We start from the raw sequence: 18,419 nt of genomic DNA, 5'->3' as shown, positions 1-18,419 counted from the left end.
GGCATTTTCCCGACAGTGGGACGTGCGCTCAGCGCCGCTCGCGCCGCTCCAGCCCCCGGCCGGGATGCCAGGTCTCGATCACCAGGTGGTCCGGCGGGTCGCCGACCCTGGTCAGCACCACCTCGGTCAACTCGATCCGGAACCGGTGCGAACCGTCCTCCCCCGGCGGCTCCTCGTGCGCCCGGCCGGCGATCTTCGCGTCCCCGCCCCAGGACGCCGGGTCGGCCTCGGGAGCGTCCTCGCTCGGGCAGTGCAGCGCGACCCGGGGATCGCGGCGCAGGTCGAGAGCCTTGCGCGCGCCCGCCATGCTGCCCAGTCGGAGCTGGCCGTCATCGCCGAAGTCGAACTCGGTACCGCTGATCCGGGGCGAGCCGTCCCGCCGCAGGGTCGCCATCGTGCCGTGCTTGCGGACCGCGAAGCGGGCGCGCACGCGCGCGGCGAAGTCGGGTTCGGACGCCACCAGGTCGGACCACCATGCCATGCCGGTCAGCCTCGCAGGAAAACCTGACAGCCGACGGCGTCTTTCCGCCCCGGGTCAGCGGATCTCGAAGCCCAACGCCTGGGCCAGCACGACCGCCTGCTCCGCGTCGACGATCGCCCCGGCCCGCTCGACGGCCGTCGGGTCCAGCGCGGTCAGGTCGCTGCCCCGCAGGTCGGCCCGGACCAGCTTGGCCGCGCGCAGTTGCGCCCCGGAGAGGTCGACGCCGGTGACGGTGGCGCCGGTCAGGTCCGCGCCGGTCAGGTCGACCTCGCGCATCCGGGCGTCGGTGATCCGCACTCCGCGCAGGTCGGCGCCGGGCAGGGCCACGAACGACCAGTCGCCGCCGTCGATCCGCAGCGGGCGCAGGTCGCACTGGTCGAAGCTGCTGCCCACCAGCTTGCAGCCGGTGAACTCGGTCTCGAAGAGGTTGCACCGCTTGAAGGTGCAGCGGGTGAACGCGGAGTCGGTGTGCCGGGAGGCGTTGAAGGCCACGTTGCCGAAGACGCACTCGGTGAAGCTCGCCCCCTGGCTCAGCGCCTCGGTGAGGTCGACGTGGAAGAACTCACACCGGACGAAGTGCCGGTCGACCAACTCCTCGGCGTACCAGTCCTGGTGGCGGTAGGTGACGTCCTCGACGGTCTCCGGCATGCGGCCGAGACTAGTGGGGGCGGCCGACACTTCCCGGTCCGCCTACCGGGCGGTAGCGTCGGCGCCGTGAACCTCGCAGTGAGCACGGACCCCGCCGACGTCGGCTTCGACCCCGCCCGCCTGGCCCGGATCGACGAGCACTTCGGCCGGTACGTCGACGACGGCCGGCTCGCCGGCTGGCAGATCGTGGTGACCCGCCGGGGCGAGGTCGCCCACGCGTCGACGTACGGGCTGCGGGACCGGGAGGCCGGCACGCCGGTCGAGGCGGACACCCTGTGGCGCATCTACTCGATGACCAAGCCGATCACCTCGGTCGCGGCGATGATGCTCTGGGAGGAGGGCCGGTTCGAGCTGAACGACCCGATCAGCCGCTGGCTGCCGGAGTTCGCCGACGTCCGGGTGTACGACAAGGGCTCGGTGCTCAAGCCGTACACGGTGCCGGCGGTCGAACCGATCCGGGTCTGGCACCTGCTCACCCACACCGCCGGCCTGACCTACGGCTTCGCGCAGAGCACTGTGGTCGACGGCCTGTACCGCAAGGCGGGCTTCGACCTGGACGTGCCGCCGGGCGCGGACCTGGCCGCGGCCTCGGCCGGGCTGGCACAACTGCCGCTGCTCTTCCAGCCGGGCACGAGCTGGAACTACGGCGTCTCCACCGACGTGCTGGGCCGGCTGGTCGAGGTGGTCTCCGGGCAGAGCCTGGACGCCTTCTTCACCGAGCGGATCCTGCGCCCGCTCGGCATGACCGACACCCGGTGGTGGGTCGACGAGCCGGACGCCAAGCGGCTGGCCGCCCTCTACATCCCGCACCCGGCCACCGGCGAGGCGATCCGCGTCGACGGCATCGGCCGCGCCGCGCTGTCCCGGCCGGGCTGGTTCTCCGGCGGCGGCGGCCTGGTCTCCACCGCCGCCGACTACCACCGGTTCACCCAGTTCCTGCTGCGCGGCGGCGAGCTGGACGGGGCCCGGCTGCTGGGGTCCCGGACGCTGCGTTTCATGACCCGCAACCACCTGCCCGGCAACCGGGACCTGGCCTCCTTCGAGCCGAAGGGGTTCGCCGAGACGATCCTCGACGGCATCGGCTTCGGGCTCGGCTTCGCCATGGTGCTGGACCCGGTGCCGTCCCGGGTGCCGAGCAGCGTCGGCGAGTACTACTGGGGCGGCCTGGCCAGCACCGCGTTCTGGGTGGATCCGGTGGAGGAGGTCACCGCTCTGCTGTTCACCCAGCTCATGCCGTCGAGCACGTACCCGCTGCGCTCGCAGCTGCGCCAGCTGGTCTACTCCGCGCTGGTCGACTGACCCGGCCAGGATCGCCGTTACGGCACCGGCCGGTCGAGCCGCTCCCTAGCCTGGGGGCATGGCCAACATCGTCGTGTTCGGTGCCGGCGGCACCGCGGGCTCACGGATCTCGGCGGAGGCGGTCCAGCGGGGGCACCGGGTGACCGCGGCGGTACGCCGCCCGGAGGCGACCAGCTACCTGCCGGCCGGGGTGCGCACGGTGACCGGCGACGCCACCTCGGCGCGCAGCGTACGGGGGCTGGCCGACGACGCCGACGTGTTCGTGGTGGCGATCGGCGGCGGCGAACGGGAGCTGTGGTGCGATGCCGCCCGGACGCTGGTGGACACGCTGCGGGAGCTGCCCGACCCGCCCCGGGTGATCCACGTGGGCGGCGGGGCGACGCTGCTGACCCCGAAGGGCACCCCGTACCTGGACGAGCCGGACTTCCCCGAGGAGTACCGGGACTCGGCCGAGGGCCAGGCCGACGCGCTGGCCCTCTACCGTTCCTCGGCCGACGGGGTGACCTGGACGTACGTCTCCCCGCCGCCGCTGGAGTTCCACCCGGGCGAACGCACCGGCCACTACCGCACCGGCACCGACCAGCCGGTGACCGACGCGCAGGGCCGCTCGGTGCTCACCTACGAGGACCTGGCGGTGGCGATCGTCGACGAGATCGAGAACCCGCGGTTCCGCAACGCGCGCTTCACCGCCGCGTACTGACCGGCGCTCAGTCGGCGAGCCGGGCGGGGAAGCCGCCGGTGGCGATCGGGCCCCAGCTCTCGACCGTGATCCGGATCAGCGACTTACCCTGCTGCACCATGGCCTCGCGGTACTCGTCCCAGTCCGGGTGCTCGCCGGAGATGCTGCGGAAGTACTCCACCAGCGGTTCGAGCGCCTCGGGCAGGTCGAGCACCTCGGCGGTGCCGTCCACCTGCACCCAGGGGCCGTTCCAGTCGTCTGAGAGCACGCAAGCGGAGACCCGGGGGTCGCGCCGGATGTTGGCCGCCTTGGCCCGCTCGGGGTAGGTGGAGATCACCAGCCGGCCCTCGGCGTCGACGCCGCAGGAGACCGGCGAGGACTGCGGCCGGCCGTCGGCGCGGGTGGTCATCAGCAGGACCTTGTGCCGGGGGCGGAGGAACTCGATCAGGGCGTCCCGGTCGACCCGGGTGTTGGTCGCGATGGTGCGTGCCATGTCTCGGTTCTACCAGGCCGCCGGTCCACCGGCGGGCAGCGGGCGGCCGGGATGCGGCAGACCGGGTGACCTTCAGTGGGGGCGGTCGGCGACGCGGTGCGCAGTCGGCTGCGCCGGCACCCGGGGCCGCACGGTCGGCCGCCAGGCCCGGCCGTTCGCGTAGATCACCCGGAAGCCCAGGTACGACGCCAGGGGCGCCCAGTGTGCGGAGCCCATCCGCAGCTCGGCCGCGTTGTGCCGCTGACCGTTGGCCAGCACGTCCAGCAGGACGGTCTCGAACGCCGCCGACTCGACCCAGTCGACCTCGCGGGTGAAGCCGCAGATCAGCGCCGCGCCGGTCACCTCGAGGAAGTCCCGTAGCGCGGCGTCGGAGGCGCGCAGCACCGAGCAGCTGCCGAAGTAGAGCCGGCGCCCCTCGCACCGGCCGGCCATCCGTTCCGCGACGTCGGCCAGCTCGACCGAGTCCCAGTCGGTGAGGCAGAGCCGGCTCGGTTCGCCGTGCATGGCGAAGAAGCCGACCCGGTAGTCCGCGTACTGCTTGAGCAGCCAGCGGTCGAGGAAGTAGAAGAGCTCGTCGCGGGTGGCGGCGTCCTTGTGGATGAACCGGATCTTGCCGAGCCGTTCGAGCAGTTCGAGCGTGGGCAGGACGGAGCCGCGCTCGTTGAGGTCCCGGTGCCACTGACCCTCGACGCAGAAGATGCCCCCACGCGCCAACGCCCACCTCCCCGCCCGGTGGGGCCGTACGCGGCCCCGGCGGAGACGTTACCGGGCCACGCGGGCCTGCCGATATCACCCTCGGTGCCGTCGGAGCGACATTTCCGTCACGGCTGCGCCGTTACGGCGGTGCCGCGCCCGCCTGGCCAGGAATGGGCGATTCCCAATTCCGCCACTATTCACAGCCACTGTCCAGGAACAAGCAATTATGAGAACAATTCCGGTTATCGCCCACGAATCATCTTCAACACTGCCAAGGTGGACGGGACAGGACGTCCCGGTCGATGCCCTGCTCGCACCTCATTCGATCTCTTATCGGGAGGACTTTCGTGCGCGTCAACACCCTCAAGCGGGCAGCCATCGCGTTCGCGCTGGCACTGCCCGGGGCCGCGATCGCCACGGTGGTCGCCGCGCCGGCGGCCCACGCCGACGGCTGCTACACCTGGAACCGGACCCTCTCGCAGGGGCGCTCCGGCGACGACGTCCGGCAGTTGCAGATCCGAGTGGCGGGCTGGGCCGCCTACCGGGACATCGTCCGGATCGACGGCATCTACGGCCCCGAGACCGCCGCCGCGGTCCGCAGATTCCAGGCCGCGTACGGGCTGCGGGTCGACGGCATCGCCGGACCGCAGACCTTCGCCAAGATCTACGACCTGCAGGACAGCGACTGCACGCCCAAGCACTTCAGCTACAGCGAACTCGACAACGGCTGCGGCGTGGGCGGCTGGAGCGGCGGACCGCTCTCCGCGAGCGCCACCCGGGCGAACGCGGTACGCACCATGTGGAAGCTGGAGGCGCTGCGGCGCAGCCTCGGCGACAAGCCGCTCTACGTGACCAGCGGCTTCCGCAGCATCGCCTGCAACAGGCAGGTCGGCGGCGCGTCGGACAGCCAGCACCTCTACGGCGACGCGGCCGACCTGTTCTCGAAGACCTCGTCGCTCTGCACCGTGGCCCGCAACGCCCGCTACCACGGCTTCAGCGGCATCTACGGCCCTGGCTACCCGGACCACGACGACCACGTCCACACCGACTCACGCCGGGAGAACAACCTCGACAAGAGCAGCAACACGACCAGCTGGTCCGCGCCCGACTGCGGGATCGGCTGAGCCCGGGGTGGACGGCGGCCCGACGCGGGGGCGGGCCCCGCGCTGCGGCAGCCCGACCGCCGTGGACGGCGGCCCGACGCGGGGGTGGGGGCCCCGCGGCGGGCCGCCGCCGGTTGCCCCGGGCGTGACGGCGTCCGGGCGTACCCCCGGAGCGGCCGTCAGCTCGCCCGGGGCCAGCGCGGCCGGGTGGCGGGGGGCGCCACGGGCCGACCGGTACCGCCGGACCGGACAGCGGGCCGCACGCCGGGTGCGGCCACCCGGCCGGCCGGGCCGCGCGGGTTCTGGGTGGCCGGCGCCGGCGGACGCGCCGCGGGCGCTGTCAGCACGAACGGAAAGGGCACGTGCACGAACGGGTTGCCGTGCCGCACCAGGGCGTCGACCTGGCGCTCGTTGAGGCCGTGGGCCTCCAGCACCCGCCGTCCCCACCGGTGCAGCCGGCAGGGGTACGCGGCACCGTCGTTGCGGCACTTCGGTCCGGCGGGCCACTCCTCGGCGGCGTGCACCACCACCGCCCGGACCGCGAGCCGGACATCCTCCGGGGTGAGCGGCGCCGGCACCGGCACCTCACCCAGGATCTGATCGATGGGATCCGTCGACTGCTCACCAACTCGCACGGCAGGCCTCCCGCAGTTCGGCAGCGGCGCGGCCGACCCGCCGCACCACATCCTCGACCACTGGTACGGCCCTGCACGGGCAGGAGTTCAATCCAGCCAGGCGGTCAGCAAGTCGTCCGGGGAGAGCATCGTGACGCCACCGACCGCCTGTCCGCTGCGCGAGACGGCGACGAGCGGGGTGGCGTCGTCCGCTCCGGGCAGCCGGTTACGGTGCAGTAGAAGCCGCCCCAGGTCGTGGGCGTCGAAGGGCCCGTTCTCCAGCCACTTCACGGAGCCGACGAAGGTGAGACGCTTCGCCACCGGCGCCCGGTCCGCGCCGACGAGATCGATCTCGGGGTCGTTGGTCCGGGTCCAGTACCCGCCCACTACCGCCGTCTCCGGCGGCAGGTGACCCGGCGGCAACCGCCGCAGCGCCTCACGCACCACCGGTTCGATCGCTCGCCCCCGCCAGGACGTCCACGAGGACGTGATCCGGGCAAGGGTCAGGTCACCCCGTCCACGCTCGATTTCCGGCAGGTACGGACCGAGAAACGAGAGCCAGAAGCGCAGGTACGGATCGGAGATCAGATACCGGGTCTCGCGGGACGGTTGTGTCGACAGCGGAAGAGCGACCTCGATGATCCTCTTCTCGCTGAGCAGCCGCAGTGCTCGGATGAGGGAGGCCTGCGGCATGCCGCCCGCAGCCCGTGCGATCGACGAGAACGTCCGCTCCCCGGACCCGATCGCGCGGAGCACCACGCCCGCCTGGGACTGGGGCGGAAATTCGGCGGCGAGCGCGCGTTCGCCGCTGACGAGCAGTGCGGACGTGGGGTCGGTGACTGCCCGGCCGAGGTAATCGTGGACAGTGCCATCCGGCGACCACTCGTCGAGAATCAGCGGCAAGCCGCCGGAGACGAGATAGGCGTCGAACGCCTCCGCTGCGGACAGATCGAGCATCTCCCCGACGTCGCGGGGGCTCAGTGGCGGCACAATCATCTCGGTGGCCCGCTGGTGAAACGGCCGGCCGTAGTCGTTCAGCGCCTCCATCATCGCCAGATCCGAGCCGATGCAGATCAGCAGGACCGGTCGACGGGACAGCTCGCGGTCGAAGAGCTTCTGCAGCGTGCCCTCGAAGCCGGGATCGGTGGCGATCAGGTACGGCATCTCGTCGAGCACGACGACGCTCGGCCGGTCGGTGGGAAGCGCCGCGGCGAGCAGGGTGAGCGCGGCGTCCCAGGTGTGCGGCGACTGCGCGGCGAACAGATCGGCACCGGGCAGCGTCGAACCGGCCGCGGTCGAGACGAAGAGGGCCAGATCAGCGGCGACCGTGGGCTGCGCCGAGGCGGTGAAGAAGAGATGCGGCACCCCGGCCCGCTCGACGAACTCCTCCACCAGGCGGGACTTGCCCACCCGACGGCGCCCACGCATCAACAGCGCCCGCCCCGGCCGCCCGGCCCGGCCGCCCTCGGCGACGCGGCGCAGCATCCCGTCCAGCAGGGCCAGTTCTCTCACTCGCCCGACGAAACCGTCCATGGGCTCACCCCTGATGACCTCAAAAATGAAACTATCAGGATTGAGCGTATCCCGGTTCGGCCGGCACGGTCGCCGGGTCACCCCTAGACTCGCCGGTGATCCGCCCCCGGGAGATGGGAAGTCCCGTGCGTCGCTGGCCCGCCGTCCTGGCTCTGGTCCTGCTGCTCGCCGGCTGCGGCGGGGAAGCCCCGACGACCGAGTTCCCGGCCTGGGAGGCCCCGTCGCCGACCGCGTCCGCCTCGCTGACCATGAAGGAGGCGAAGGGGCGGTACCTGTCGATCGTGGCGCCGTACAACACCGCGTTGGAGAAGCTGCAGGAGGCGCTGCGGGCCGGCAAGCCGTGGCGGACCGTCCGGGGACTGGTCCGTACGGTCGCCACCACCAACGCCGCCCACGCCGAGCAGTTGCGCGCCACCGCGTGGCCGGCGAAGGTGCAGGCGCCGATAGCGGCGCTGCTCAAGGAGAACGACGTGGCGTTGCGGCACTGGCAGTCCGCCGCCGAGGCCACCAGCGCCCAGGCGCTGATGCGGGAGATCCGCGCCGCGGCCGCGCACGACGGCGGCACCGAGGCCAACCGGGTCCGCACCACGCTCGGCCTCCCGGTCTATCGCAAGCCCTGATCTCAGGGCCGGGACGCGACGGCATCCCCGGGTCGGGTCCGGCCGGCGACCCGGGCCAGCAGCACGCCGAGGGCGAGCCCGGCGACCAGCCCGTCGAAGGTGACCGACGCGTCGGTGTCGGCGTCGCTGATCACGATGTTGCCGCTCAGTCGGGTCAGCACCGGCCCGATCGGGATCCACATCTGGACCAGTTCCGTGGCGAGCAGCACCATCGGCAGCCCGACGCCGGTGACGACGGCCACGCCCGCGTACCAGGGCACCGCGGAACGTCCCTCCGGTCGGGCCCCGGCCAGGGCGGCCACCCCGGTGACCAGCAGGACGCCGCCCACCCACAGGGCGACGATCGCGTGGTCGGGCGGGGTCAGCCGGATGCCGACGACCGTCGCCACGCCGGCCAGCGCCAGGCCGGCAGCCGGCACGGTGCGGTTGCGGACCGGGGGCGGCGCGGCGGCCAGCGCGCAGCCGAGCGCGAGCGCGAGCATCAGTCCGCCGCTGCCGAGGCCGGCCCAGACGAGCTGCGGCTCCCGGTCGGTGGGCGACTCCACGGCCGCGCCGAGGGCCGCGAGCACCGCCGCGACGGTGGCGGCGGCCAGCAGCGTACGGCGGGCGACCGGCGCGTCCCGCGGCACCGCGTGGAGGCGGTGCCGCAGCACCACCACCCCGGTCAGCACCAGGCACCCGGCGGCCGCGATCGGTGCCACGTAGCGCCAGCCCTCCGGATCGGCCCGGTCGACGGCCAGGTCGGCGAGGAGCCAGCCGACGCCGAGCAGGGCCGCCGTCCCCGTCGTGACGCGGTCACCGCCGAAGGCCAGGATCAGCCCCAGCGCGATGCCGACCAGCGCGGTGAGGCGTACCTCCCGGGCCCAGTAGGTGTTGTTGCCGGGGAGCGCCTCGGACCACGGGCCGGCCGGCTCGGTCAGCGGTTGCAGCACCGCCATGCCGACCGCCCACCAGACGACCGAGGCGGCGGCGAGGAGCAGTCCGGCGACATACCGCGGGTTCACGCCCATGGACAGGAACCGTAGCGGCGGCTCCCGGTCCCGGCGACCCAGTCGGCGGCGGCGACCGGCCCGCGCCGGCGTGCGGCGCGGGCCCGAAGGGATACGGAGCCACTTGGCGTTGCCGGTAGTTTTCACCCGTAGCGTGCAGTCCGCGTCCAGGTAGGCGAGGTCACCCGGTCGGCGGTTGTTGATCACGACGGCGAAGTCGTCCTGGTTGCCGTCGGCGCACCTGGTTGGCAGGCCACTGGCGGTGGAACTGGTCACGGGTGTACCGGTAGACCCGGTTGCCCGCCCCGTCGGTGGTCTCCCCCGAGGAGGTGAGGCCCGGCGTGAGGTCGCAGTGGCTGACCACCTGGACCCTCCAGTTGTTGTTCTGCACGTCCGTGGTAGTGAACCAGTTGCCCGGCGGTTGACCAGGAAATGTCAGCTTCAGGCAACTACTTGCGACAGTCCACTGCATGGCGTCGGCAGATAATAAACGCGCCGCGAACGGTCGTCACCTACCGCCGTACGGACGATTGCCGCACAACGCGTGGCGATCCCGGCCGACGCGTCCGGACCGGTTACCGTTACCGTTCCCGGTCGGGGAGGAGTGACTAGTTGTCGGTTGTCTCTGCATGCCTCTCCATGTTGCTTCTTGTGCATGGCGTCTACCGGATCAGGCAGTTTGGTGAGCGGGGCGCGTTGTCCCCGCGGCGGGAGCGGGTGGGGAATCTGCCGGCGGCCATGGCACCATCTCGTGGCGGCTGGACAGGCTCGGTTCCTTGAAGGAGCAACTTCAAGCGGGCCTGACCAGGACGGCTGACAGGTGAAGGTCACGCGCATCGCTTACTCGACCGGCCTGAATGCGGGTAAGTACGCGGCTTTGCGGGAACAGGCGCGCCGGCTGGGTCGGGTCCGCAGTGAGGTGTGGCAGCGCTGCGGATCGGTCGCCAGTGTCGGGTCCGGCTTGAGGGATCGGCAGGTGCGGGACCGCTGGTTGGCAGACGGCACGCACATCCAGTTCGGCGTGCTCGCGAATGCGTGGAAGGAAACCGTCCGCGACGCTATGGCCGACATCGCGGCGAACCTGGAGGCGGCGAAGGTGAAGGTACGTCGGGCGATCGTCCGGCGCACTAAGGATCCGGTCGAGCGCAAGCGGATGTTCACCGCGCTGAAGGCTGACCAGTGGGCTCAGGACCCGTTCCTGGCTCGGCAGATGCGCAAGCACTGGAAGCGCGGCCGCAACCGCACGCACAATCAGATCGTCGTGCGCGCCGACAAACACAACGTCGTCGTAGACGGGCGGGGGCGGTTGTGGCTGGCGATCCCGGGCCTCGAGCGCCGCCAGATGGTCAAAATCCCCCTGTCCACGACGGTCACGCCGACCGGAACGCTGCGGCTGATCGTGCGCGCCGGCTGGGTGGAGGTCCACTATCAGATCAATGCATCGGAGATGCGATCGTCGCAGCGGCCGTGCGGCGAGGCGACGGTCGGCGTGGACAAGGGCTATACCGAAGCCCTCACCGACTCCGACGGCGACCCGCACGGTACCGGCCTCGGCGTCCTGCTTACCGGCGAGTCGGACCGGCTGAAAGAACGCAACCGGCGTCGGGCAAAGCTCCGCTCGATTGCCAACACCGCGGCCCTGCATGGCGACCACGCGAAGGCACGTCGGATCGCGGCCAACAACCTCGGCACCGTGAAGCGGGACCGGCAGGCCGCCCGCCACCGTGCCCGGGTCCGCACGGAGATCTTCACCGCCGTACACGATGTCGTCGACAAGGCCGCCACCCTGGTCGCCGAAGACCTCACCAAGACCTTCGCCGGACGCAAACAGCTTCCTAAGAACATCAACCGGCGCCTCGCCGCGTGGACAAAAGGAGTCACCGCCGAGGCCCTGAAAAGCGTGTCGGAGCGTAGAGGTTCTGCGCTCGTGCACGTCAACGCCGCCTACACCTCACAAACCTGTCACCGCTGCGGCCGGTTCGGCCGACGCAGTGGGGACCGGTTTCACTGCACTCCGTGCGGGGTGGTGTGGCAGGCCGACGTGAACGCCGCGATCAACATCCTGCACCGAGCCGGCGACCCCGACATCGCCCTGCACACCCCACATCAGGCGGTTAAGCAGATCCTGCAGGACCGGACAGATCGCCACCGGACCAGACTGCCGGTCCAGGACTCCAGCCCGGCAAGAACCGAGCGGAGAGCGAACCATCCGAAATGAGTATGCAGTAGGAAGCAGGTGCCGGTGTACGTCGTATCCGTGATCAACTACAAGGGCGGGGTCGGTAAGACCACGATGACCGCCAATCTCGGGGCCGAGTTGGCCAACCGGGGCATGAAGGTGCTGCTGATCGACCTCGATCCGCAGGCCAGCCTGACGTTCAGCTTCTACGAGCCGGACGACTGGCGGGACCGGCTGCGGGACGACCGCACGGTGAAGCGCTGGTACGACGGCCTGCGCGGGGACACCCCGAAGGCGACCCTCGGCGAGCTGGTGGTCACTCCCGGGCCGGCGAACGCGCAGCTCAAGGGCGCGGGCCGGCTGGACCTGATCGCGTCGCACCTGCAGCTGGTCGACATCGACCTGGCGCTAGCCCGGGGCGTGGCCGACGGCGACGAGTACGACGCCGAGCTGTTCCGGGTGCGCGGGTCGCTGGACGCGGGGCTGCACGACCCGGCGCTGGACCCGTACGACCTGGTGCTGATCGACTGCCCGCCGAACTTCAACGTGGTGACCCAGTCGGCGATCATCGCCAGTGACCACCTGCTCATCCCGGCGCGGGCCGACTACCTGTCCACCCTCGGCATCGACTATCTGCACGCGAACGTCCGGGAGCTGGTCGACCGGTACAACACGGACTCCCGCCGGTTCGCGAAGATCCGCCGCCACCACAAGGTGGCCCCGGGCATCGCGGGAGTGGTGTTCACGATGGTCCAGCTGATGGCGCAGCGGCCGGTCGCCGCGCACCAGGGCTACATGGATCAGGTACGGGCGCTGGGCGTGCCGGTGTTCCCGACGGCGCTGCGGGAGAACGTCACGCTCTTCGCCACCAACACCCCGCGGGGGGTGCCGGTGGTGCTGCGGGACCGGGTCACCGCGCCGGCGGTCCGCGAGGAGCTGCGGCAGATCACCACCGAGTTCCTGGCCGCCCTTCAGCCGGATCCGGCGCCCAGCTCCCCCGCACCCGTCACCACCGCCGTGGCCGCCGCCGGGGCGGACGCATGACCGACCCGACGCGCGCCGTGCTGGCCCGGGTGGCCGAGTTCCTGGCCAGCCTCTCCGCCGCCGACGTGGCCGCGCTGGCCGAGGGACACGCCCGGCTCGCCGTCCTGCCCGCGGCGCCACCCGAGGCCGAGGTGGACGGTGATGCCGCGCCGGGCCCGGCCGCCAGGTCGCCCGGCGGCGCCGAGCCGGCACCGCCGGGAGCGGACGTCGAGCGGGCGCACGCCGCGCTGGTCGCCATGGCACGGCGCGACGAGGGTACGGCGTACCTGTCGTCGTGGACGGCCCGGGAGTTGCGTGCGCTGGCGGCCCGGGCGGGGCTGCGCGGGGTGGCCGGCCTGCGCAAGTCGGACCTGGTCGATCGGATCGTGGACCGCACCATCGGCTTTCGCCTCGACTCCACCGCCATCCGCCGGCGCTGATCCGCGGCCCGGCCGGCCGGTCCGCCGGTCCGGGCCAGCCACCGCCGGTCGGGCAGGCAGACGTCTCGCTAATGACGACGAACCTGATGGCGTGGACGATTCACCGTGCGGACGGGTGGCGGACGTGCGGACCGACGGCGGCGCCGCGTCGTTGCCGGGCCCGGGCAGGCGGTGGCCCCTAGTCTGGGTGGCCACAGGCATCGACGCGAGGAGGCCCGGGATGGCCCGCTACGCCGCCCTGCTGCGGGGCGTCAACGTCGGCTCCACCCGCCTGACGATGGCCGACCTGCGGCGTATCGTCGCCGACCTCGGCCACGAGGACGTCAAGACCTACCTGCAGAGCGGCAACGTGGTCTTCACCAGCCCGCCGACGAAGGACGACATCCTGGCCGAGGGCATCGAGCGCCGGCTCGCCGACGAGCTGGGGCTGCGGGTGCCGGTGCTGGTGCGCGGCGACACCGAGCTGGCCGCGGTCGTCGACGCCGGCCCGTACGTGGCGAAGCAGGACGACCCGACCCGGATGCTGGTGGCCTTCCTGTCGGCGAAGCCCACGGCGGCGAAGGTCAAGGACCTGACCGTGCCGGCCGGCGAGAACCTCGAGTACGCGGTGATCGGCCGGGAGATCCACCTGCACTTCCCGGACGGCGGCTACGGCCGGACGAAGTTCACCAACGCGTACCTGGAGAAGAAGCTGGGCGTGGTGGCGACCACCCGGAACTGGAAGTCGGTGCTGGCGCTGCGCGACCTGGCGGCCGGCTGACCGGCGGGGCCCGGTCCGGGCCCCGCCGGCCCGGTCAGAAGTGGTACGCGGTGTGGTACTCGGGCACCAGCACCTGGCTGCGCGGCGACACCCTGCGCACGGCGGCGATCAGGTCGTCGAGGCGCTTGCGGTCGCTCTCCGCCACGGCCGGCGGGTTGGTCAGCGGGGTCTCGAAGTTGTCCCAGTGCACCGGCACGACCACCTTGGGGTGGTCCAGCGCGGCCATCAGCCGGGCCACGTAGTCGGCGGTCGACGTGGTCGCGGCGGAGGCCACCATCGCCACGTCGGGGGCCAGCCCGGCGAGGTTGCGCTCGTTGAGGTCGCTCGCTCCCATGAAGAACACCGACGGGCCGCCGGACACCCGGATCTGGTACGCCAGGGTGTCCCCCTCGGGCAGGTCGGAGACCTTCGCCGGCTTCGGCGGCTGGCTGACCCGGACCCCGGGGAAGGCCATCGACCACGAGCCGTTGCGGCTGTGCAGGGAGCTGACCACCTCGACCGTGTAGTCGCCGAAGTCGAGCACCTCGCCGCCCTTGACCGGAGCGAGCTGCCCGGCGGGCAGCCCGTACGCCAGCCCCAGGTGGTAGGCCGTGAGGGTGCCGAAGACGCGCGCTCCGGTGCGGCCGGCGATGTGCGGCACGTCGTTGAAGTGGTCCCAGTGGGTGTGCGTGACCAGGATGTTCTCGGCCCGGTCCACCAGCGGGTCGATCACCCCGGTGTCGACGGTCAGCGGGGTGTCCGGGTTGAACTTCCCCCGGAACAGCCCGGTGTCGTAGCGGCTCAGGTACGGGTCGACCAGCACCGTGCGGTCGCCGATGTCGATCCGCCAGCCGGACGTACCCCACCAGCGGAAGCTGACCGCGCCGGAGCGCCGGGCCCCGGCGGCGGCGACCGGCGCGGTCGCCGGGGCGGCCTGGGCCGGCGCGGCCAGCGCGCCGGCGGCGAGGCCGGCGGTCGAGACGGCGGCGGTGCCCACCGCGGCGTCGCGCAGGAAGCGGCGGCGGTCGTACGGACGGTTGTCGGGCATGGTGCGTCCTCCCCGTGGGATGGGTGCTCGGTACGACCACCCCAGCACCGCCCGCCGCGCCCTGTCCAAGATCGACCGACGGCACGGTCGATATGCGAGCGGATATCACCGCAGGTCAGCGGGGCCCGATCGGCGGCGTTCCCGCGACGAAATCGTTCCGCGCAGCGCCTCGACCGCGGCGCGAGCCGCCTCGCCCATCGCCAGGTCCACGTCTATCCGCCGGACGCTCAGCCGCTCGGTCCGGGCGTGGACCAGGATCGCGAACCGGCCACCGTCGGGATACTCGGCGACCCCGGCCTCCAGGTGCAGGCCGGGCAGGTTGCCGGTCTTTCCGGCGACCCGTACCCCGGGCGGGAAGCCGGCGGCGAGCCGGGTCCAGAACAGCTGCCGGAACATCAGCTCGCGGACCATCGCGCAGGCGGCCGGTGGCCCGGCCTCGTCCCGCCAGATCAGCCGCAGCAGCCGGGTGATCTCCCGGGCAATGCTGGAGGTGGTGTGCGCGGGGTCGAAGACCCGCATGGCCCGGACCCGCTCCGGGCTCAGCGTGGGGAAGATCCGGGCGAAGTCCGCCTCGCTGCGCGCGCCCACGTCGGCGAGCATCGCCTCGACCAGTTGCCGAGGGCCGCCGACGATCCGGGTGCGCGGCAGCTCCAGTTCGGCGGCGAGCATCGACGGCACGTCCGGGCCGACCCGGCGCAGCAGCAGGTCGGCGGCCGTGTTGTCGCTGACCGACATGGTGAAGTACGCCAGGTCGCGCAGGGAGACCTCGACGTCGTCCGCGCAGCCGGCCACCCCCCAGCCGCCGAGCCGGTCCGCGGCCCGGACGAGCACCCGCTCGGCCGGGTCGAGCTGTCCGGCGACGACCTGCCGGGCGAACTCCAGCACCAGCAGGATCTTGAAGACCGACGCGATCACGATCTGCTGGTCGGCGCGGACGGCGACCTCCCGCCCCGGATCGTCCACGTCCACCACGTGCAGGCAGCCGCTGATCCCGGCCCGCCCGAAGATCTCTCCGATCCGCTTCCCCACATCCACCCCGCCACGCTAACCAAGGGCCGGGCTAGGGTCGGGACGTGGATCTGCTGCGGCACCTACGGCACTTCGTGGTGGTCGCCGAGGAGTTGCACTTCGGGCGGGCGGCCGAGGTGCTGGGGATGGCCCAGCCGCCGCTGAGCCAGTCGATCCAGCGGCTGGAGCGGGAGCTCGGGGTGGCCCTCTTCGACCGCTCGCAGCGACAGGTCCGCCTCACCACCGCCGGCCAGCTCCTGCTCGCCGAGGCCGGCGACCTGCTCGCCGGGGAGCGACGGCTGCGCAACGTGGTCGACCAGGTACGCCGGGGCGCGCTCGGTGTGCTGCGGGCCGGCGTGCCCCCGGAGACGCCGGCGGTGACCCTGCGCGCGCTGCTGGACGGGCTGGCCGCTCGCGCGCCCGGGCTCGACCTCGACCTGCACGAGCTGACCAGCGCGGAGCAGGTCCGCATGCTGGCCGAGGGGCGGCTCGACGTCGGCCTGCTGCACCGGCCGGTGGCGGCGGCCGGGCTGCGCTTCGGTCCCACCGTCGACGTGCCGGTCGGGGTGCTGCTGCCCCGGGTCGCGCCGCTGGCCCGGGCCCGGCAGGTCGACCTCGCCGACCTGGCCGGGCTGGACCTGATCACCGCGCCGCCGGCGACCGCGCCCGGCTGGCACGACCACCTGCTGGCGGTGTGCCGGGAGCACGGTTTCCTCCCGGCCCGGGTCCGGCACGCCCGCAACCCGGAATTCCTGTTCGGCCTGCTGCTGGCCGGCGGGGCGGTGGCCGTCGAGCCGGAGGCGGTGGCCCGCCGGGAGCCGCGGATCAGCTGGCGGCCGATCGCCGGCGCGCCGCTGGTGAAGGGCATTTCGGCGGCCTGGCCGAGCCGGGCCGCACATCCCGCAGCGCCGATGTTCGGGCAGCTCGCGGCGCAGGTGCTGGGCCTGGCCGAGCCGCCGCCGGGGGTGCCGGCGACCGCACCGACCGCCCGCCCCTGGCCGGTCCTCTTCGAGGCCGGCGAGGTTGCCCCAGATCACCCGGTCGACGCCGTGAGGACGTGAGCCGATCGGGTAGGACAACCCGGTGGTACACACCGACGATGGGAGATGAGGCTTTTCATGGCCGCGAACACCGTTCCCGACATCTCGCTCAACGACGGCAACACGATCCCGCAGCTCGGTTTCGGGGTCTTCCAGATCGACCCGAAGGACACCGCCCAGGCCGTCGGGAAGGCTCTGGAGGTGGGCTACCGGCACGTCGACACCGCCGAGATGTACGGCAACGAGGCCGAGGTCGGGCAGGCGGTGCGCGCCTCCGGGCTGGACCGGCGGGAGGTCTTCGTCACCAGCAAGCTCAACAACGGCTTCCACCGGCCCGACGACGCCCGCAAGGCGTTCGAGCAGACGTTGCAGGCGTTGAAGTTCGACTACCTCGACCTGTTCCTGATCCACTGGCCGCTGCCGACCCTGTACGACGGCGACTACGTCTCGACCTGGAAGGTGCTGGAGGAGTTCCGGCGCGACGGCCGGGCGAGGTCGATCGGCGTCTCCAACTTCCAGGTGGCGCACCTGGAGCGGCTGGCCGCCGAGGCGGACGTGGTGCCGGCGGTGAACCAGGTCGAGGTGCACCCCTACTTCGGCAACGAGGAGGTGCGCGCGTACTGCCGGGCGCACAACATCCTGGTCGAGGCGTGGTCGCCGATCGCCCAGGGCAAGGTGCTGGGCGACCCGACGGTCGTCGACATCGCCGAGCAGGTCGGTCGCACCCCCGCCCAGGTGGTGCTGCGCTGGCACGTGCAGCGCGGTGACATCGTCTTCCCGAAGTCGACCACGCCCAACCGGATCGAGGAGAACTTCCGGATCTTCGACTTCGAGCTGGACGACGCGGCGATGGACCGGATCACCAGCCTGGACAAGGGCGAGGCCGGCCGGCAGGGCCCCAACCCGGACACCTTCGACTACGTGCCGGGCTGAGCGGCGACGGCTACCGACCGGCCGCCGTACGCTCGCCGACCCGGCGGAACGCCGCCTGGGTCGGCGAGCCCGGCTCCGGGACGTAGACGATCAGCCGCTGGTCGGTCTCCGGCACGTGCAGCACCCGGCATTCGAACTCCAGCGGCCCCAGTTCCGGGTGGGTGACCCGCTTGACGGTCGGCCGGCGCTCCCCCACCTCGTGCTCGGCCCAGAGCGCGGCGAACCGCGGTGACACCCCGAGCAGCTCGGTGACCAGCGCGGCGAGCGCCGGGTCGGCCGGATAGCGCCCGTACGCGGCCCGCAGGTCGGCGATCGACGTGCGGGCGAAGGTCAGCACCTCCGGGTCGCTCCAGTAGGACTCCGGGACCTCCCGGCGGAACATCCAGCGGATCATGTTCCGGTCGTCGACCGGCAGCGCCGACAGGTCACCGACGAACCAGGACGCCGTCCTGTTCCAGGCCAGCACCCCGTAGGCGGCGTCGACCAGGTACGCGGGCGTCTCGGTCATCGCGTCCAGCAGGTGCCGCAGCCCCGCTGGCACCTCCCGGCTCGGCCCGGTCGCCTCGGGCGGGCTCTCCCCGGCGAGCCGAAACAGGTACGCGCGCTCGTCCCGGCTGAGCAGCAGCGCCCGGGCCAGGGCGGCGAGCACCTGCCGGGACGGGTGCGGGCCGCGGCCCTGCTCGATGCGGATGTAGTAGTCGATGGAGATGCGGGCGAGCTGCGCGACCTCCTGGCGGCGCAGGCCGGGTGTGCGGCGGCGTACCCCCTCGGGGAGACCGACCTCGGCGGGGCGCAACCGGGCGCGGCGGGCGCGCAGGAAGTCGGCCAGTTCGGCGCGGCGCAGGGTGGTCATG

General features: G+C 72.3%; 20 protein-coding genes. 10 read left to right on the top strand and 10 right to left on the bottom strand.

Going from position 1 to position 18,419, the window contains the following annotated elements:
- Positions 1–28 precede the first annotated feature (28 nt).
- Both ACZ6S5_RS13290 and ACZ6S5_RS13285 read right to left on the bottom strand, forming a co-directional pair.
- A complete protein-coding gene (locus tag ACZ6S5_RS13290; RefSeq protein ID WP_466000265.1) occupies positions 29–481 on the bottom strand; it encodes a pyridoxamine 5'-phosphate oxidase family protein in 453 nt (150 codons plus the stop codon).
- Positions 482–535: 54 nt separating this feature from the next.
- Positions 536–1,129, bottom strand: coding sequence for a pentapeptide repeat-containing protein (locus tag ACZ6S5_RS13285; protein ID WP_466000264.1), 594 nt, complete (start codon positions 1,127–1,129; stop codon positions 536–538).
- Between the two features lie 66 nt (positions 1,130–1,195).
- Between ACZ6S5_RS13285 and ACZ6S5_RS13280 the strand changes: the two genes are divergently transcribed.
- Both ACZ6S5_RS13280 and ACZ6S5_RS13275 read left to right on the top strand, forming a co-directional pair.
- Positions 1,196–2,428 (top strand): serine hydrolase domain-containing protein, encoded by a 1,233-nt coding sequence (locus ACZ6S5_RS13280; RefSeq protein ID WP_466000262.1) that lies wholly within the window; start codon positions 1,196–1,198, stop codon positions 2,426–2,428.
- Positions 2,429–2,486: 58 nt separating this feature from the next.
- Positions 2,487–3,128 carry an NAD(P)-dependent oxidoreductase gene (locus ACZ6S5_RS13275; RefSeq protein WP_466000260.1) on the top strand — a complete coding sequence of 214 codons (642 nt, stop codon included), beginning with the start codon at positions 2,487–2,489 and terminating at the stop codon, positions 3,126–3,128.
- A 7-nt stretch (positions 3,129–3,135) separates the two neighbouring features.
- Here ACZ6S5_RS13275 and ACZ6S5_RS13270 read toward each other — a convergent pair whose 3' ends face one another.
- Both ACZ6S5_RS13270 and ACZ6S5_RS13265 read right to left on the bottom strand, forming a co-directional pair.
- Positions 3,136–3,600: a PPOX class F420-dependent oxidoreductase gene (locus ACZ6S5_RS13270; RefSeq protein WP_466000258.1), complete on the bottom strand. Its 465-nt coding sequence runs from the start codon at positions 3,598–3,600 to the stop codon at positions 3,136–3,138.
- 72 nt (positions 3,601–3,672) lie between these two features.
- Positions 3,673–4,314 carry a DUF6642 family protein gene (locus ACZ6S5_RS13265; protein ID WP_466000256.1) on the bottom strand — a complete coding sequence of 214 codons (642 nt, stop codon included), beginning with the start codon at positions 4,312–4,314 and terminating at the stop codon, positions 3,673–3,675.
- A 329-nt stretch (positions 4,315–4,643) separates the two neighbouring features.
- On the opposite strand from ACZ6S5_RS13265, the gene ACZ6S5_RS13260 reads away from it, so the two are divergent.
- Positions 4,644–5,420 (top strand): D-Ala-D-Ala carboxypeptidase family metallohydrolase, encoded by a 777-nt coding sequence (locus ACZ6S5_RS13260; RefSeq protein ID WP_466000254.1) that lies wholly within the window; start codon positions 4,644–4,646, stop codon positions 5,418–5,420.
- Positions 5,421–5,578: 158 nt separating this feature from the next.
- Here ACZ6S5_RS13260 and ACZ6S5_RS13255 read toward each other — a convergent pair whose 3' ends face one another.
- A complete protein-coding gene (locus ACZ6S5_RS13255; protein ID WP_466000252.1) occupies positions 5,579–6,034 on the bottom strand; it encodes a hypothetical protein in 456 nt (151 codons plus the stop codon).
- 87 nt (positions 6,035–6,121) lie between these two features.
- Positions 6,122–7,627 (bottom strand): ATP-binding protein, encoded by a 1,506-nt coding sequence (locus tag ACZ6S5_RS13250; RefSeq protein ID WP_466000251.1) that lies wholly within the window; start codon positions 7,625–7,627, stop codon positions 6,122–6,124.
- 44 nt (positions 7,628–7,671) lie between these two features.
- Here ACZ6S5_RS13250 and ACZ6S5_RS13245 point away from each other — a divergent pair, with 44 nt between their 5' ends.
- Positions 7,672–8,166 (top strand): hypothetical protein, encoded by a 495-nt coding sequence (locus ACZ6S5_RS13245; protein ID WP_466000250.1) that lies wholly within the window; start codon positions 7,672–7,674, stop codon positions 8,164–8,166.
- Between the two features lie 2 nt (positions 8,167–8,168).
- On the opposite strand, the gene ACZ6S5_RS13240 is transcribed toward ACZ6S5_RS13245, so the two are convergent.
- Entirely contained in the window at positions 8,169–9,431 is a 1,263-nt protein-coding gene (locus ACZ6S5_RS13240) for a hypothetical protein (RefSeq protein ID WP_466000249.1), read from the bottom strand.
- A gap of 544 nt (positions 9,432–9,975) precedes the next feature.
- Here ACZ6S5_RS13240 and ACZ6S5_RS13235 point away from each other — a divergent pair.
- The 4 genes from ACZ6S5_RS13235 to ACZ6S5_RS13220 all read left to right on the top strand — a co-directional run bounded on the left by ACZ6S5_RS13235 (position 9,976) and on the right by ACZ6S5_RS13220 (position 13,557).
- The gene (locus ACZ6S5_RS13235; protein ID WP_466000248.1) at positions 9,976–11,373 is read left to right on the top strand and encodes an RNA-guided endonuclease TnpB family protein; all 1,398 of its coding nucleotides are present in this window, start codon (positions 9,976–9,978) and stop codon (positions 11,371–11,373) included.
- A 24-nt stretch (positions 11,374–11,397) separates the two neighbouring features.
- A complete protein-coding gene (locus ACZ6S5_RS13230) occupies positions 11,398–12,378 on the top strand; it encodes a ParA family protein (protein WP_466000247.1) in 981 nt (326 codons plus the stop codon).
- Positions 12,375–12,797: a Rho termination factor N-terminal domain-containing protein gene (locus ACZ6S5_RS13225; RefSeq protein ID WP_466000245.1), complete on the top strand. Its 423-nt coding sequence runs from the start codon at positions 12,375–12,377 to the stop codon at positions 12,795–12,797. Before ACZ6S5_RS13230 ends, ACZ6S5_RS13225 begins: the two co-directional genes overlap by 4 nt.
- Positions 12,798–13,017: 220 nt before the next feature.
- Complete coding sequence (locus ACZ6S5_RS13220; protein ID WP_466000244.1) at positions 13,018–13,557, top strand: DUF1697 domain-containing protein; 540 nt, start codon at positions 13,018–13,020, stop codon at positions 13,555–13,557.
- 34 nt (positions 13,558–13,591) lie between these two features.
- Here ACZ6S5_RS13220 and ACZ6S5_RS13215 read toward each other — a convergent pair whose 3' ends face one another.
- Both ACZ6S5_RS13215 and ACZ6S5_RS13210 read right to left on the bottom strand, forming a co-directional pair.
- The gene (locus tag ACZ6S5_RS13215) at positions 13,592–14,584 is read right to left on the bottom strand and encodes an MBL fold metallo-hydrolase (protein WP_466000242.1); all 993 of its coding nucleotides are present in this window, start codon (positions 14,582–14,584) and stop codon (positions 13,592–13,594) included.
- 105 nt (positions 14,585–14,689) lie between these two features.
- A complete protein-coding gene (locus tag ACZ6S5_RS13210; RefSeq protein WP_466000240.1) occupies positions 14,690–15,619 on the bottom strand; it encodes a serine hydrolase in 930 nt (309 codons plus the stop codon).
- A 38-nt stretch (positions 15,620–15,657) separates the two neighbouring features.
- Here ACZ6S5_RS13210 and ACZ6S5_RS13205 point away from each other — a divergent pair, with 38 nt between their 5' ends.
- Positions 15,658–16,653 (top strand): LysR family transcriptional regulator, encoded by a 996-nt coding sequence (locus ACZ6S5_RS13205; protein ID WP_466000238.1) that lies wholly within the window; start codon positions 15,658–15,660, stop codon positions 16,651–16,653.
- Between the two features lie 57 nt (positions 16,654–16,710).
- Positions 16,711–17,565, top strand: coding sequence for an aldo/keto reductase (locus ACZ6S5_RS13200; RefSeq protein ID WP_466000236.1), 855 nt, complete (start codon positions 16,711–16,713; stop codon positions 17,563–17,565).
- Between the two features lie 10 nt (positions 17,566–17,575).
- Here the strand turns inward: ACZ6S5_RS13200 and ACZ6S5_RS13195 are convergent, their stop codons facing one another.
- Positions 17,576–18,418 carry a helix-turn-helix transcriptional regulator gene (locus tag ACZ6S5_RS13195; protein ID WP_466000235.1) on the bottom strand — a complete coding sequence of 281 codons (843 nt, stop codon included), beginning with the start codon at positions 18,416–18,418 and terminating at the stop codon, positions 17,576–17,578.
- Position 18,419: the final 1 nt, after the last annotated feature.

Source organism: Micromonospora sp. NPDC051924 (assembly GCF_055586005.1).
This window is presented reverse-complemented; position numbering and strand designations above follow the sequence as displayed.